General features: G+C 45.4%; 12 protein-coding genes and 1 rRNA gene (1 of these 13 running past the window's edge). 11 read left to right on the forward strand and 2 right to left on the reverse strand.

Translation table 11 applies throughout. The annotated features are described in order from the left end of the window. Positions 1-129 precede the first annotated feature (129 nt). The 10 genes from NST29_RS07575 to NST29_RS07620 all read left to right on the forward strand — a co-directional run bounded on the left by NST29_RS07575 (position 130) and on the right by NST29_RS07620 (position 14270). Positions 130-2148 carry a beta-galactosidase gene (locus tag NST29_RS07575; protein WP_025948448.1) on the forward strand — a complete coding sequence of 673 codons (2019 nt, stop codon included), beginning with the start codon at positions 130-132 and terminating at the stop codon, positions 2146-2148. 201 nt (positions 2149-2349) lie between these two features. Continuing rightward, on the forward strand, positions 2350-3639 hold the full coding sequence (locus NST29_RS07580; RefSeq protein ID WP_339232876.1) for an ABC transporter substrate-binding protein: 1290 nt from the start codon (positions 2350-2352) through the stop codon (positions 3637-3639). 357 nt (positions 3640-3996) lie between these two features. Next, entirely contained in the window at positions 3997-4914 is a 918-nt protein-coding gene (locus tag NST29_RS07585) for a sugar ABC transporter permease (RefSeq protein WP_339232878.1), read from the forward strand. Beyond that, positions 4907-5731, forward strand: coding sequence for a carbohydrate ABC transporter permease (locus NST29_RS07590; protein WP_339232879.1), 825 nt, complete (start codon positions 4907-4909; stop codon positions 5729-5731). The genes NST29_RS07585 and NST29_RS07590 overlap by 8 nt, the downstream gene beginning before the upstream one ends. A gap of 21 nt (positions 5732-5752) precedes the next feature. Further along, entirely contained in the window at positions 5753-8794 is a 3042-nt protein-coding gene (locus NST29_RS07595; RefSeq protein ID WP_339232881.1) for a glycoside hydrolase family 2 TIM barrel-domain containing protein, read from the forward strand. A gap of 112 nt (positions 8795-8906) precedes the next feature. Then, entirely contained in the window at positions 8907-9245 is a 339-nt protein-coding gene (locus NST29_RS07600; RefSeq protein ID WP_339232883.1) for a hypothetical protein, read from the forward strand. Between the two features lie 247 nt (positions 9246-9492). After that, positions 9493-10683, forward strand: a complete 1191-nt coding sequence (locus tag NST29_RS07605; RefSeq protein WP_339232884.1) for a galactokinase — start codon at positions 9493-9495, stop codon at positions 10681-10683. Next, entirely contained in the window at positions 10680-11666 is a 987-nt protein-coding gene (galE, locus tag NST29_RS07610; protein WP_339232885.1) for a UDP-glucose 4-epimerase GalE, read from the forward strand. The genes NST29_RS07605 and galE overlap by 4 nt, the downstream gene beginning before the upstream one ends. A 2-nt stretch (positions 11667-11668) precedes the next feature. Next, entirely contained in the window at positions 11669-13195 is a 1527-nt protein-coding gene (gene galT / locus NST29_RS07615) for a UDP-glucose--hexose-1-phosphate uridylyltransferase (RefSeq protein WP_339232886.1), read from the forward strand. 55 nt (positions 13196-13250) lie between these two features. Beyond that, a complete protein-coding gene (locus tag NST29_RS07620; RefSeq protein ID WP_033844053.1) occupies positions 13251-14270 on the forward strand; it encodes a LacI family DNA-binding transcriptional regulator in 1020 nt (339 codons plus the stop codon). A 19-nt stretch (positions 14271-14289) separates the two neighbouring features. Here the strand turns inward: NST29_RS07620 and NST29_RS07625 are convergent, their stop codons facing one another. Next, positions 14290-14733 (reverse strand): Hsp20/alpha crystallin family protein, encoded by a 444-nt coding sequence (locus NST29_RS07625; protein ID WP_033844052.1) that lies wholly within the window; start codon positions 14731-14733, stop codon positions 14290-14292. A gap of 62 nt (positions 14734-14795) precedes the next feature. Continuing rightward, positions 14796-15086, reverse strand: a complete 291-nt coding sequence (locus tag NST29_RS07630) for a hypothetical protein (protein ID WP_033844051.1) — start codon at positions 15084-15086, stop codon at positions 14796-14798. A 566-nt stretch (positions 15087-15652) separates the two neighbouring features. Between NST29_RS07630 and NST29_RS07635 the strand changes: the two genes are divergently transcribed. Then, positions 15653-16234: ribosomal RNA gene (locus NST29_RS07635) — 16S ribosomal RNA — on the forward strand; it runs 976 nt beyond the window's last position.

Genomic DNA, 16234 nt, shown 5'->3' on the forward strand with positions numbered 1-16234 from the left:
GTAGTTTGAGCACATCTATTTTACTCAAGGAGCTGGGTTCATGTCTCCTTTTTTGTTTAGCTGTCAATTTATGTTAGCAAATTTGCTCATCTACAGTAATTAAACGAAAATTAGCTAGGGGGAATAATTATGAATGTGTTATCCTCAATTTGTTACGGAGGAGATTATAACCCAGAGCAATGGCCAGAGGAAATTTGGTATGAAGATGCTAAGTTGATGCAAAAAGCGGGGGTGAATTTAGTATCTTTAGGGATTTTCAGTTGGAGCAAGATCGAACCGTCTGATGGAGTGTTCGACTTTGAATGGCTAGACAAGGTTATAGATATACTATATGACCACGGTGTTTATATTAACTTGGGGACGGCGACTGCAACTACTCCAGCTTGGTTTGTAAAAAAGTATCCAGATTCTTTGCCGATCGATGAAAGCGGTGTCATTCTCTCGTTTGGCAGTAGACAACATTATTGTCCTAATCATCCTCAATTAATTACGCACATAAAGAGACTTGTGAGGGCTATAGCAGAACGGTATAAAAATCATCCGGCACTCAAAATGTGGCATGTTAATAATGAGTATGCATGTCACGTTTCCAAGTGTTTTTGTGAGAATTGTGCTGTCGCGTTTAGAAAGTGGCTAAAGGAAAGATATAAAACAATCGATGAATTAAATGAACGTTGGGGTACAAACTTTTGGGGACAGCGATACAATCATTGGGATGAAATTAATCCCCCTAGAAAGGCACCAACTTTTATTAATCCATCCCAAGAACTTGATTACTACCGTTTTATGAATGACTCAATTCTCAAGTTGTTTTTAACAGAAAAGGAAATTTTACGTGAGGTAACACCAGATATTCCAGTATCAACTAATTTCATGGGTTCATTCAAACCGTTAAACTATTTTCAATGGGCTCAGCATGTAGATATTGTGACATGGGACTCATATCCTGATCCCAGAGAGGGCTTGCCAATTCAGCACGCCATGATGAATGACCTTATGCGTAGTTTAAGAAAAGGTCAACCGTTTATTTTGATGGAGCAGGTAACCTCACATGTTAACTGGCGCGATATTAATGTTCCAAAACCGCCAGGTGTAATGCGTCTATGGAGTTATGCAACTATTGCCCGTGGTGCAGATGGTATTATGTTTTTCCAGTGGCGTCAAAGTAGAGCAGGAGCTGAAAAATTCCACGGTGCAATGGTGCCCCACTTTTTGAACGAGAATAATAGAATTTATAGGGAAGTTACACAGTTAGGGCAAGAGCTGAAAAAGTTAGATTGTTTGGTCGGATCTAGAATCAAGGCAGAGGTCGCGATCATTTTTGATTGGGAAAACTGGTGGGCTGTCGAACTAAGTTCCAAACCACATAATAAACTAAGATATATTCCTATAGTTGAAGCTTATTATAGGGAATTATATAAACGTAATATTGCTGTCGATTTTGTAAGGCCATCTGATGATCTAACAAAATACAAAGTAGTTATCGCTCCAATGTTATATATGGTTAAAGAGGGAGAAGATGAAAACTTACGGCAATTTGTTGCTAACGGTGGCACTTTGATTGTCAGTTTCTTCAGTGGCATTGTAGATGAAAATGACCGTGTACATTTAGGCGGATATCCTGGTCCTCTGCGAGATATTTTGGGGATTTTTGTTGAGGAATTTGTACCATACCCAGAAACAAAGGTAAACAAAATATATAGTAACGATGGGGAATATGATTGTACGACGTGGGCGGACATAATCCGATTAGAAGGGGCAGAACCTCTAGCGACATTTAAGGGGGATTGGTATGCAGGACTTCCGGCGGTTACACGTAACTGCTACGGTAAAGGAGAGGGGATTTACGTCGGTACTTATCCAGATAGTAATTATTTAGGCAGGCTTTTAGAACAGGTTTTCGCTAAACATCATATTAATCCCATTCTTGAAGTAGCTGAAAATGTAGAGGTGCAACAAAGAGAGACTGATGAATGGAAGTATTTAATTATTATCAATCATAATGATTACGAAGTGACACTGTCACTGCCAGAAGATAAGATATACCAGAATATGATTGATGGGAAATGCTTTCGAGGAGGTGAATTGAGGATTCAAGGGGTTGATGTAGCAGTGTTAAGAGAGCATGATGAAGCCGGGAAGGTTTAGAGAAGTCTCGTTCCGACAGTTGGCAACATAATATGCATAAGATGACAATGTCTATAAACATTGGATCTTACGCACTTAGTGAAAAGGCTCATTTCATTAAGACAACAACTGAAAAATGTATGTTTTTCGGCTATATATTCTTAATTAGACTCCTTTTTCACCAAAAGTTCATAAGAATTAAAAAAACAGGAGGGATTTTCTTTGAAAAAGATTTTGACACTATTTTTAGTAAGTATTCTTCTATTAACTGCTTGTTCTTCAAAAACGAAAAACGGTGGAGCTGCAGATAGCACAAAAAGTACGAATGAAATAACAGTGTGGACGTGGGATCCAAATTTTAACGTAAAAGCGATGAAAATTGCAGAAGAGTTTTATAAGAAAGAGAATCCTAATTTTAAATTAAAAATTATTGAAAATGCTCAAAAGGATGTCGTTCAAAAGCTTAATACAAGTTTAAGTTCTGGCACAACAAAAGGCTTGCCAAATATCGTATTAATTGAAGACTATAGTGCACAGAGCTTCCTTAAATCGTATCCTGATGCATTCTATGACCTATCAAAATATTTCAAAGCGGAAGATTTTGCTGAATATAAGCTTGCTCCTACTAGCTTAAATGGTAAACATTATGGGCTTCCGTTTGATACAGGGGTTGCTGGGTTATATGTGAGAACAGATTATTTGCAAAAAGCGGGATATACTGTTGATGATTTACAAGGATTGGACTGGAACAAATATATTGAAATTGGGAAAAAGGTAAAACAAGCAACGGGTAAATATATGCTTGCACTCGATCCTAAAAATCTGGGGATTATTCGTGCGATGATTCAAACCAGTGGTTCATGGTATGTGAAAGAAGATGGTGTAACCCCGAATTTGGCAGACAATGAGCCGCTGAAGGAAGCATTTAGAACTTACAAAGAGATTGTAGAGGCTGGGATAGCGAAACCGGTTTCCGACTGGAGTCAATTTGTTGCCTCTTTTAATAGTGGAGCAGTTGCATCGATCCCGACAGGAAACTGGATTACAGCTTCTGTTAAAGCCGAAGCTTCTCAGGCTGGTAAGTGGGCTGTTGTGCCTTTTCCGAAACAATCGGGCATTCCTAACTCTGTTAATGCTACGAACCTAGGTGGAAGTTCTTGGTATGTACTTAACATTCCTGGAAAAGAAAAGGCGGCAGAATTTCTAGCTAAAACGTTTGGATCAAATGTTGAGTTTTATGAAGCGCTAAACAAAGAGATTGGTGCAATTGGCACATACAAACCAGCTGCTAATAGTGAGGCCTATAAGGCTGCAGATGAGTTTTTTGGAGGTCAAAAAGTAACAGCTGATTTCTCCAAATGGATGACAGAAATTCCTCAAGTAAACTATGGTGCACATACGTATGTGATCGAAGATATTTTAGCAGTTGCGTTGCAAGATTACTTAAAAGGCAAAGATCTTGATAAAGTGTTGGAAGATGCACAAAAACAGGCAGAACAACAAGTTAAATAAATATACAGAACATCTATCAATTGTTTTATGAATTAAGCCTCGGGATTCCGCCGTCCTGTCTGGTTTTTATACTATATAGATGCAACGAAGAAGTTTAACATATCCTTGACGGAAAAGCGGTTTGTCCATTTTCGACTGTCGAAGGCAAGCCATAGGCTTGCCTTCGACAGTCGATAAAAGCTGCAAATGGTAAATCTTCAAATTGCATCTATATAGCACCATTCCGTAGGAGGCGGAGTGGTTCGGGGCTTTTCAGTGAAGAGGTGCGCCTTGAGTTGTTATTTTCATGCGCGGAAGGAGAGTAAAAGTTTGTTCATGGATTTTTTGTTATCAATAGTGATAGGGAGTTGAGATAGGATGAATATAGATTTGACGATTAAAACAGGTCGAAATATTAATCGGAAACACCGTATTAAGAGCACAATAGTTGGATGGTCTTTTGTGATATTGGCTACTATTATGATTTGCGTATTTTATTTCTATCCAATGGTTCAGGCATTGATTCTTTCGTTACAATCAGGTTCGGGTGCGAATCTAACTTTTGTTGGACTGAAAAATTATGCTCGTCTATTTAACGATCCTACCTTTTTAACAACTGTAAAAAATACAGTGATATACCTTATTATTCAAGTTCCGATTATGATTATTCTCGCCTTATTTTTAGCCGTACTATTGAATAATCCGAAATTAAAGCTGAGAGGATTGTTCCGAACAGCAATCTTTTTACCATGTGTCACTTCCCTAGTTGCGTATTCTGTCATATTTAAATATTTGTTTAGCGAAGATGGATTGATCAACGTTATGTTGACGAAATTTTCCCTTATATCTGAGCCAATCAACTGGCTAGGTGATCCTTTTTGGGCTAAAGTGACCATTATTATTGCTCTTACGTGGAGATGGACAGGCTATAATATGATTTTTTACTTATCTGCCCTACAAAATATCGATCACTCGATTTATGAAGCGGCTAAAATTGATGGTGCTTCGCCAGTTCAGCAGTTTTTTAAAATTACGATTCCATTGTTAAAGCCTATGATTTTGTTTACATCAATCAGTTCAACAATCGGTACGCTCCAGCTGTTCGATGAAGTAATGAACATTACGCAAGGGGGGCCGGGAAATGCAACGATGACGATTTCTCAATATATCTACAATCTTTCATTTAAATATACCCCTGATTTCGGTTATGCAGCAACAGTTTCGTATGCGATTGTGATTATGATTGTATTCTTTTCTATTATTCAGTTTAAAGTGGCAGGTGATAAAAATGAGTAATCTTAAAAACGTATTCAACTATACTGTTTTAACCATTGCATCTATTGTTTCTGTGTTTCCATTTTTGTGGATGGTTGTTAGTGCAACGAATAAATCAGTAGAAGTGACGAAAGGACGGTTATTGCCAGGTAGTCATTTTATGGAAAACTTCCGCAACCTGCTTGATAGCACTAATCTGGTCAATGCATTAATGAATTCGGCAAAAATCGCGATTGTAACAACTTTACTTGCATTGTTGATCTCCTCTTTGGCTGGTTACGGATTTGAAATTTTTAAAAGCAAAACAAAAGATTTTGTATTCAATTTCTTGTTGCTTTCAATGATGATACCTTTTGCTGCTTTAATGGTCCCGTTGTTTAGAATGTTTGGGACAATATCACAAATATTTCCAAGCATCGGTGTTGATACAATGACGGCCGTTATTTTGCCGACAGTCACAACGGCATTTCTGATTTTTTTCTTCCGCCAAAGCACGAAAATGTTCCCGAAGGAAATTATTGAAGCGGGCCGAATTGATGGATTGTCTGAATGGGGGATCTTCTTCAGGCTGTATGTCCCTACCATGAAAACAACCTATGCAGCCGCGGCCATTATTACATTTATGTCGAGCTGGAACAGCTATTTATGGCCACTTGTCATATTACAGTCCCCGGAGAACCAGACGGTGCCATTGCTTATATCAAATCTCGGATCGAGTTATTATCCGGATTTTGGAATGATCATGACTGCTATTGTGATCGCTACCTTGCCGACGGCGCTGATCTTCTTTTTCATGCAAAAGCACTTCGTTGCCGGGATGCTCGGTTCAGTAAAATGATGAGTCAGGAGTGTGGAAATAATGAAAAAAACATTAACAACCCCCACATTAGAATGGCTTTCAGATCCTCGTGTGTTCGAGGTTAATCGCCTGCCTGCCCATTCGGACCATATTTATTATGAGACGTTGGAAGAAGCAAAAAGTGGAGTTTCCATGTCGATGCGCTATGAGTTGAATGGGAATTGGAAGTTTCACTATGCAGTCAATCCAGCTAGCCGCCCGGCGGAATTTTATCAGCTCGATTTTGACTGCTCAAACTGGAGTGATATTTCCGTACCAGGGCATATTCAGTTGCAAGGTTATGGAACTCCCCAGTATGTAAATATAATGTATCCGTGGGATGGTCATTGCGATGTTCATCCTCCAGAAGTTCCTATGGATTATAATCCAGTAGGAAGCTATATAAAAATTTTTAATCTTCCTGAACGTATGAAAGGTAAACCGGTGTATATTTCTTTTCAAGGAGTGGAGTCGGCGTTTTATGTTTGGTTGAACGGGCAGTTTGTCGGGTATAGTGAGGACTCTTTCACGCCGGCAGAATTTGAACTTACACCTTTTATAAAGGATGGAGAGAATAAGCTCGCGGTTGAGGTTTACCAGTACAGCACCGGAAGTTGGCTTGAGGATCAGGATTTCTGGCGTTTTTCTGGAATCTTTCGCGATGTATACCTTTATACAGTGCCAGATATTCATGTCTATGATTTACATGTTCGCGCCGAATTGGATTCGTCCTATACGAGAGGCATGTTAACGGCGGACCTTACCTTTTTGTCTCCGGTACCTGCCGGCTCTAGGTTTATCGCTGAACTGTATGATGCGAAAGGCGACCTTGTCGCCAAAAAAGACGGAGAGCTTCATGGCGAAAAGGGGACATTTTCCATTGCGGTCGATGAACCGGAATTATGGAGCGCGGAGAAACCGTATTTGTATAAGCTATATATTCAGATTTTTAACGAGTTTGGCCAATTGGTAGAGGTTGTTCCACAGAAGGTCGGTTTTCGAAGATTCGAGATCATCAATAAAGTTATGCACCTTAACGGAAAACGGATTGTATTTAAAGGCGTTAACCGACATGAATTTCATTGCCGAAGAGGCCGGGCGATCACAAAGGAAGATATGCTATGGGATATTAAAACATTGAAGCGTCATAACATTAACGCAGTCCGTACGTCACACTATCCGAATCAAAGCTATTGGTATGAACTATGCGATGAATACGGCATCTATGTCATTGATGAAATGAATTTGGAAACGCACGGAACGTGGCAAAAAATGGGCCGTGTCGACCCCACATGGAATGTTCCGGGGAACAATCGAGAATGGCAAGACATTGTTATGGACCGGGCGATTTCAATGTTTGAAAGGGATAAGAACCATCCTTCCATCCTGATTTGGTCATGTGGAAATGAATCGTATGCTGGGGAAGTTCTGTTAAACGTCGCCAACTATTTTCGGTCAGTCGATCCGAGCCGTCTTGTCCATTATGAAGGAGTATTCCATGCCCGCGAGTACAATGATATAAGCGACATAGAAAGTCGTATGTACGCAAAGCCTCATGAAATTGAAAAGTATTTAACAGAAAATCCGGATAAACCGTATATCAGCTGCGAATATATGCATGCAATGGGGAACTCGCTCGGCGGGATGTACAAATATACGGATTTGGAACAAAAGTATCCGATGTATCAAGGTGGTTTTATTTGGGATTTCATTGATCAAGCCCTTGTGAAAAAAGATCGTTATGGAAAAGAATTTTTGGCATATGGAGGGGACTTTGGCGACCGTCCAACCGATTACGGTTTCTGCACGAACGGAATTGTCTATGCCAACCGGGAGTTGTCACCGAAGATGCAGGAAGTAAAATATCTTTATCAAAACTTTAAGCTTTCACCGGATCAATACGGTGTCAATATTAGAAATGAAAGTCTTTTCACTGACACAAGTGAATATGATTTAGAATACGTCCTATTCCTTGAAGGGAGAGAGTTGTATCGAAGCAAGCTGAATGTATCGGTAGCGCCGCAGGAAGAGAAAAGAGTCGAGTTCGACTGGCCCCTTGGGATGATGGCAGATGCAGGTGAATATTGCATTCATGCATCATTTAAATTGAAAGAAAAAACACTTTGGGCTGATGCTGGTTATGAGGTGGCATTCGGCCAGTTTGTATTCCAGATTGGTTCCAAGGAATTCGTTGTTCCTAGCGGAAAGTTAAAAGTTGTCCATGGTGATGTCAACATTGGGGTGCACGGCAAAGATTTTACGATCATGTTTTCCAAACAGGCAGGAAGCCTAGTTTCAATGAATTACGCAGGCAAGGAGATGATTGCGGTCCCTCCTGCACCATTGTTTTGGAGGGCCACGACTGATAATGATCGAGGTTTTTTGCAAGACTTCTATTCGGGGCTTTGGTATGCGGCGAGTTTGGCGCGTAAATGTGTAAAAGTCGATGTGAAAGAGGAAGCGGCCCAAGTAAATGTCACCTTTACCTACAAATTTTCCATTAACCCCGAATTGGAAGTGAAAATTGGTTATACCGTTTATGCTGATGGCAGCATTCGCGTGAAGGCGGTCTATCATGGAGTCGAGAATCTTCCGTCAATGCCGATTTTTGCGGTATCATTCAAGGTTCCAGCCGACTATAATCAACTCGAGTGGTATGCAATGGGGCCCGAAGAAAACTATGTCGATCGCTCAAAGGGGGCAAGACTTGGAATTTTTAGAAATCAAGTATCTGACAATGTATCGCGCTATCTCAAACCGCAGGAATCAGGAAACAGAACAGGAGTTCGTAAAGTAAGCTTAACGAACAACAATGGACAGGGAATAAAAATTTCTTCTATAACTGAACCGTTGGAATGCAACTTTTCGCCATACACAGCTTTTGAACTTGAACATGCCAATCATCATTACGAGCTGCCCAATATTCATTATACGGTTGTCACGGTAGCAGGTCGACAAATGGGAGTTGGCGGAGACGACAGCTGGGGCGCCCCTGTTCACGATGAATACGTCATAAAGGCAGATCAAGACATGGGATTTGAGTTTATGATTCATAAAGTTTAGCGACAACAGCATCATGATGTAAACTTCTCATCTTAGCGTTTTTATTTATCTCGAAAAATAAAAATGCCATCACATGATATACTTATCAAACAAAAATGGAAAGTGGTGTTTATTGCAAAATAAAAATGCAGAGATCTGCAGAGAATTTGGCTTAGGACAACTTTACATGGAGAGGGGGCGTGATAGCCTTTTTAGGCATAGCCAGCCCTTGATATTGCTGGCTTCCTGGCTTTTTCATCACGCCCCCAGAGGCTCCATGTCAAGTTGTAATTCTCTGCACTTTTCGTTGCGAAACTCTGTATTTTTCTTTGCAGAAAACAAAGTGGTTGAAGCTATGTTTTCTGTTCTGATTGGCCAATATGGTACAAGAGAAATTGGAGGCGATTCAATTATCGAATTTGAAAGTGATACCCGGTATATTTTATCGTATTTATTTGTTGCTTTGGATTAGCCGAATACTAAGATTTGGACAATACCGCGAGTTGTTTTTGAGTTAAGGTTAGGAAATAAAATATGGGGTAATTTTACTTTTTTAAAGGATGAAGGGATAAGACGTTGATTAAAGAAAGAAAGGCATAAGACCGTAATTTTAAGTTACATGTCAAATAAGCAACCTAATAAAAATTCTTTTTTATTGTTTTTTAGTAAAATTTATACTAAAATATATACTAGCGATTGATTGTTTAGGAGGCATAATCATGGCTGTTAGTTTCGGTTTGACAGAAACCTTTAAAAATGTATTTGGTGGGGGTAAAGAACGAGTTCGTATCTTCTTCGCCCCCGGCCGCGTCAATTTGATCGGTGAGCATACGGATTACAACGGCGGGCATGTGCTGCCGTGCGCGCTTGCGATCGGCACGTATGCGCTTGTTAGACAAACGGATGAGCCGTTTGTCCGCTTTTATTCGCAAAACTTCCCGGAAGCGGGAGTGGTCACGGTCTCTTACGACGACTTGTCTTATCGTCGCGAACACGGTTGGGCGAACTACCCGAAAGGAATCTTGGCTGCGTTTCAAGCGCTTGGCCCGCTTGAGACCGGATTGGATATTTTGTATTACGGCACGATCCCGAACGGCGCCGGGCTGTCGTCATCGGCGTCGATTGAGCTTGTGACCGCGGTGATGCTCAACGAACTGTTCAGGCGCGGGCTTGATCAGCTGGAGCTTGTGAAAATGAGCCAAACCGTAGAAAATGAATACGTTGGCGTCCATTGCGGCATTATGGATCAGTTTGCCGTCGGCATGGGGAAACAAGATTGCGCCATTCTATTGAACTGCCAGACGCTCGAGTACCGCTATTTGCCGCTCGTGCTCAACGATTGTTCGATTGTCATCGCGAACACAAACAAAAAGCGCGGCTTGGCGGACTCGGCGTACAACGAGCGGCGGGCGACGTGCGAGGCGGCGCTCGCGAAGCTGCAAAGCGTGCGGAACATCGCCTCGCTCGGCGAGCTGACAAGCGCGGAACTGGCCCGTTATGAACATCTTCTTTCCCCGCTTGAACAAAAACGGGCCCGCCATGCGGTGACGGAAAACGAGCGGACGCTTGAAGCCGCCCGGGCGCTTGAGCAGGGAGACCTCGTCCGCTTTGGCGAGTTGATGAAACAGTCGCATTTGTCGCTGCGCCATGACTATGAAGTAACCGGAGCCGAACTTGATACGCTCGTGGAGGCCGCATGGTCGCACGAAGGAACGGTCGGGGCGCGCATGACCGGAGCAGGATTTGGCGGCTGCACGGTGAACATTGTGAAAAAGGCATGCGTTCAAGATTTCATTGAACGGGTCGGAAACGCGTATGCCGAAAAAATCGGTTATGAAGCAAGCTTTTATGTCGTTGAAGTTGGTGACGGGGCGAGAGAACTCACGGAACTGGAGGAGATGAGCCGATGATTTTGGTTTGCGGAGGGGCAGGGTATATCGGCAGCCATGCGGTGTACCGTCTGCTTGAAAAAGGGGAGCGCGTGGTCGTGGTGGATAACTTGCAGACGGGGCACCGGGAGGCGGTTCACCCTGATGCGGTGTTTTGCCAAGGCGATATTCGCGACCGCGATTTTTTGCGCAAGGTGTTTCGCCAGCATGACATTGAGGCGGTCATTCATTTTGCGGCGAACTCATTGGTCGGCGAAAGCATGGAAGAGCCGCTGAAATATTACGACAACAATGTGTATGGCACACAAGTGCTGCTTGAAGTGATGAAGGAATTTGGCGTCAAGCAAATCGTCTTTTCTTCAACCGCCGCCGTGTATGGGGAGCCGAAACAAATCCCGATCGTCGAAACCGACCCGACGGAACCGACGAACGCGTATGGAGAAACGAAGCTGGCGATGGAAAAAATGATGAAATGGGCGGACCGCGCCTACGGCATCCGCTCGATTTCGCTCCGCTACTTTAATGTCGCCGGGGCGTACGGCACGACAATCGGTGAGGACCACAACCCGGAGACGCATCTGATTCCATTGATTTTAAAAGTGCCGCTTGGCCAGCGCGAGGAAATTTCCGTTTTCGGCGATGACTACGACACGCCCGACGGCACGTGCATCCGCGACTACATCCATGTGCTTGATCTCGTCGATGCCCACGTGTTGGCGCTTGAAAAACTGCGGAATGGAGCGTCCAGTGACGTGTACAATCTCGGCAACGGCAACGGCTTCAGCGTCAAAGAAGTGATCGAAGCGGCGCGGCAAGTGACCGGACACCCGATCCCTGCCCGCGTCGTGGCGCGGCGGCCGGGCGACCCGGCGCGGCTTGTCGCTTCATCGGAAAAAGCAAAGCGCGAGCTCGGCTGGGAGCCGAAATACTTGTCCATTACGGATATCGTCGCCTCGGCGTGGGAGTGGCACAAAGCGCGGCCAAACGGATATCGGGGTGTGTAAACATGGAAACGATTTTTGCGGCGATTGAACAACTGATCCGTTATGCTGAGCAACGCGGCCTTTTAGCGCCGGAAGATGTGGTGTACGCGCGCAACCGCCTGCTGGCAACGCTCCGACTCACGGAATGGCAGCCGGCCGAGGTCAAGGACGTTCCCTTGGCCTCGCCGGCCCCGGTATTGGACGCTATGATTGATTGGGCGTATGAACAAGGATTGTTGGAAACGAATACCACAACCGAGCGCGATATATGGGATGCGAGACTGATGGACTGCGTCATGCCGCGGCCGTCGGAAGTGATCCGCGCCTTTTACGAGCGATACCGCCGCAGCCCGCAGGAGGCGACGGACTGGTTTTATTCGTTGAGCCAAGCGTCCAATTACATTCAAACGGCGCGCATCGCCAACAATCAGCACTGGAAAGTGTCAACCATCTATGGAGAATTGGATATCACCATTAACTTGGCGAAGCCGGAAAAAGACCCGAAGGAAATCGCCAAATTAAAAGAGATGCCGTCATCCTCGTATCCAAAATGTGTATTATGCAAAGAAAACGAAGGGTATGAAGGAACGTGGCGTCATCCCGCCCGTTCCAATCACCGTGTCATCCCGATCACGTTATTGGATGAACAGTGGTATTTCCAATATTCTCCCTACGTGTACTATCATGAACATTGCATCGTCTTTTCCGCCGAACATGTGCCGATGAAAATGGAGCGGAAGACGCTTGAGCGTTTGCTTGATTTTGTCGAACAATTTCCCCATTATTTTATCGGCTCAAACGCTGACTTGCCGATTGTCGGCGGCTCGATTTTAACACACGATCATTTTCAAGGCGGGCGCTATCGGTTTGCGATGGAAAAGGCAGAGATCGAGGAATACATAGATCTCCCTTCGTTTCCATCACTGACGGCGGGGATTGTCCGCTGGCCGATGTCGGTGATCCGCTTAACCGGGGCGAAAGAGGACGTGCTGGAGGCAGCGGTGCGTCTGTATGAGGCGTGGCGGGCGTACAGCGATCCAAGTGTCGAGATTATCGCTTCTAGCGGCGATGTCCCGCACAATACGATCACCGCGATCGCCCGGAGGCGCGGCGATTTGTTTGAATTGGACATCGTTTTGCGCAACAACCGAACATCGACAGAGCATCCGTATGGCATTTTCCATCCGCATCAGGAACTGCATCATATCAAAAAAGAAAATATCGGCTTGATCGAAGTGATGGGTCTGGCGGTGCTGCCGGGGCGGCTTGCCGTGGAGCTTGAGACGTTGGCCGACTACCTTGTCCATCGGACGAAAAAAGAAGACTGGGACGAGACAATGCGTAAACATTGGCATTGGTGCGAAACCATTCGCTCGGCCTACCCGGACATCACGAAGGAAAATGTCCATGATATTTTGCGCTACGAAATCGGACAACGGTTTGTGACCGTATTGGAGCACGCCGGCGTATTTAAGCGGGACAAGCGGGGAAGGGGTGCGTTTCGCCGCTTTCTTAGCCATGCGATGGAGAAGATGTCGTCTTTTGCATAAACAAGGCGAAAAAACGTGTTTCATATGAAACAGGAAGAAAGGAGTCACACAGACTATGGCCACATTAAAAGAAATTGCCGAAAAGGTCGGCGTCTCTGTCGCAACCGTGTCGCGCGTGCTCAACTACGACACAACGCTATCCGTCTCCGACGAGACGAGAAAGCGCATTTTTGAAGTCGCCCAAGAGCTGAACTACAAAACATTGCGGGAACGGAGCCAACAGGCGCGTGAATCATTTCGCTTCGGGCTCATTCACTGGTATTCGGAGCATCAAGAAATCGACGACCCGTATTATATGGCAATCCGCCTCGGTGTGGAAAAAGAATGTTTTGACCGCGGCCTCGAACTCGTCAAATTGTTTAAACAGAACGGCGCTTATCCGATTGAACGGATGAAATCGCTTGATGGCATCATTGCCGTCGGGAAATTCGGTCCGAACGAAGTGAGCGCCTTTGCCGAAGGGGCGAAGCAAATCGTCTTTGTCGACTGCTCGCCGGATGAACGGCGGTTTGACTCGGTCGTGATCGATTTGCGCCAGGCGACGATTGCGGTGCTCGACTACTTGCTTCAGCTTGGGCACACGAAAATCGGGTATATCGGCGGCCGTGAATATGTCGACGGGGAAACGCCAATTCGTGATGAGCGGGAAACAGCGTTTTACGAATATTTGTATGTCAAGGGGATACACGATTCGCGCCATGTATGGATTGGCTCCTTTACGGCCGAGGATGGCTATCGGCTGATGAAAGAGGCGATTGCCCAAGGGGACTTGCCGACAGCGTTTTTTATCGCCAGCGATTCGATGGCCATCGGCGCTTTACGCGCGTTGCACGAAGCGGGCATCGCCGTTCCGGAAGAAGTGGCCGTTGTGGGGTTCAATGATCTTCCGACCGCCGCCTTTCTTCACCCGCCGCTTTCAACGGTGAAAGTATACACAGAATTTATGGGTGAAACAGCGGTAGAGATGCTCGTTGAACGGTTGACGACCAACCGAATCATCTGCAAGAAAGTTGTCGTGCCAACAGAGCTCGTTATCCGCGCCAGCAGCGAGGGACGTGAAAAGGGGAGCGGTTGATCAACCGCTCCCTTCCATGTTAGTGGAATTCGATATCAACGCGTTTTTTCGTTCCTGTTGTTGTTTTCGGGATGTGAATATCGAGCACGCCGTTTTTGTACGTCGCGCGAATGTTTTCTGTCGCCGCATCAGCCGGCAGGGTGATCGAACGTTGGAAGCGGCCGAAGAAGCGTTCGCGCCGGTGCATTTGTTCCTCTTTGACATCATGATGGCGCTGAATCGTGCCGCTGATGGTCAACATGTTGTTCTGCACGTCAATGTGTACATCTTCTTTTCGCTCGAGACCCGGCAAGTCGCACGAAACAACGTATTCGTTGGCTGTTTCATGCATGTCGATGCGCGGCATAAAGTGTTGCTCGTCCATATGGGCAAACAGCGATGGAAAATCACTCGTGAAAAAGCGGTTCATATCACGGCGAATCAATTCCAAATGGCGAAACGGGTCATACGGAATTAACGCCATAACTGCTTTCCTCCTTGGTGTCACTGGATTCCGTTCAATAGTGTGAGCCGTATGTTCGTGAATTATGTATGACTGGGGCGCAATTGTTCCATTGCCGTCAAATACGTTTGAATGAGCGCGATTTTTATGTCATCGGGCAAGTTCGACGCAGTCACTCGCTTAACCGCGTAATAAAATTTCACTTCAGGGGTCTGCCGCAAACGCGGATGCGTCCATTCGTCGAGCAGCTCCTGCCGGATCGTTTTATATAAAAGGGTTTTGCTTTTCTGTTCATCAAGCGACTCCGGTGTGAGCGAACGATTCGGCCAAAGGCGGCGGTATCCGTCAAGCAAAACAGAAAATGGGTGATTCATTGTAACGAGTCCTCCTTTTTGATGGCTTGTTTTTCATCTTACAATACATTATATAAGAACGATCATGACAGAGGGGAATCGGTTTGCGATGCGGCGGTCGGAAATTCCAGTTGACATGAAGGGGCGAACGTACTATAATCAAAATCGCTGTTTGGCGATAGTGCAATGTCAAAAGGTAAACGACGGAGATGGAACAATCAAAAAAGTTGTTGACAAACAAAGAATGACGATTATAATAATATATTGCCGTGATGAAATGAACGCGGCACAAAGCAATGGAAACAACCGCTTGACATTTTGAAAGATTTATTTATAATGATAGTTGTCGTTAAGTTGCAAGAGCAGTTGCTTGTTCCTTGAAAACTGAACGAAACGAAGCGCAACGAAAGGCTGAGGCCGCTTGCCTATCGGCGAAACGCGCTGGAGGGCCTGCGAGGAGGCTATCGCCGCCGCAGCAGGGCCGAAGCGTCGCGAGCCGATAGCGGCCGAAGCTAGACCATACGAAAAGCGGAGGCCGCTTGACACGTTTGGTGTCGGTGCCGAAGCTTGCAAAGCCAATCCACTTTCTTTTGGAGAGTTTGATCCTGGCTCAGGACGAACGCTGGCGGCGTGCCTAATACATGCAAGTCGAGCGGACCGAATCGGAGCTTGCTCTGGTTGGGTCAGCGGCGGACGGGTGAGTAACACGTGGGCAACCTGCCCGCAAGACCGGGATAACTCCGGGAAACCGGAGCTAATACCGGATAACACCGAAGACCGCATGGTCTTTGGTTGAAAGGCGGCCTTTGGCTGTCACTTGCGGATGGGCCCGCGGCGCATTAGCTAGTTGGTGAGGTAACGGCTCACCAAGGCGACGATGCGTAGCCGGCCTGAGAGGGTGACCGGCCACACTGGGACTGAGACACGGCCCAGACTCCTACGGGAGGCAGCAGTAGGGAATCTTCCGCAATGGGCGAAAGCCTGACGGAGCGACGCCGCGTGAGCGAAGAAGGCCTTCGGGTCGTAAAGCTCTGTTGTGAGGGACGAAGGAGCGCTGTTTGAACAAGGCGGCGCGGTGACGGTACCTCACGAGAAAGCCCCGGCTAACTACGTGCCAGCAGCCGCGGTAATACGTAGGGGGCGAGCGTTGTCCGGAATTATTGGGCGTA

This window comes from Geobacillus sp. FSL W8-0026 (genome assembly GCF_037966255.1).
Taxonomy (GTDB): Bacteria; Bacillota; Bacilli; order Bacillales; family Anoxybacillaceae; genus Geobacillus; species Geobacillus icigianus.

Bases quoted from the DNA above. Each gene is read 5' to 3' on its own strand.
- galE (WP_339232885.1), top strand. From the start codon at position 10,680: ATGATTTTGGTTTGCGGAGGGGCAGGGTATATCGGCAGCCATGCGGTG.
- galT (WP_339232886.1), top strand. From the start codon at position 11,669: ATGGAAACGATTTTTGCGGCGATTGAACAACTGATCCGTTATGCTGAG.
- NST29_RS07630 (WP_033844051.1), bottom strand. From the start codon at position 15,086: ATGAATCACCCATTTTCTGTTTTGCTTGACGGATACCGCCGCCTTTGG.
- NST29_RS07585 (WP_339232878.1), top strand. From the start codon at position 3,997: ATGAATATAGATTTGACGATTAAAACAGGTCGAAATATTAATCGGAAA.
- NST29_RS07590 (WP_339232879.1), top strand. From the start codon at position 4,907: ATGAGTAATCTTAAAAACGTATTCAACTATACTGTTTTAACCATTGCA.
- NST29_RS07605 (WP_339232884.1), top strand. From the start codon at position 9,493: ATGGCTGTTAGTTTCGGTTTGACAGAAACCTTTAAAAATGTATTTGGT.
- NST29_RS07620 (WP_033844053.1), top strand. From the start codon at position 13,251: ATGGCCACATTAAAAGAAATTGCCGAAAAGGTCGGCGTCTCTGTCGCA.
- NST29_RS07625 (WP_033844052.1), bottom strand. From the start codon at position 14,733: ATGGCGTTAATTCCGTATGACCCGTTTCGCCATTTGGAATTGATTCGC.
- NST29_RS07595 (WP_339232881.1), top strand. From the start codon at position 5,753: ATGAAAAAAACATTAACAACCCCCACATTAGAATGGCTTTCAGATCCT.
- NST29_RS07575 (WP_025948448.1), top strand. From the start codon at position 130: ATGAATGTGTTATCCTCAATTTGTTACGGAGGAGATTATAACCCAGAG.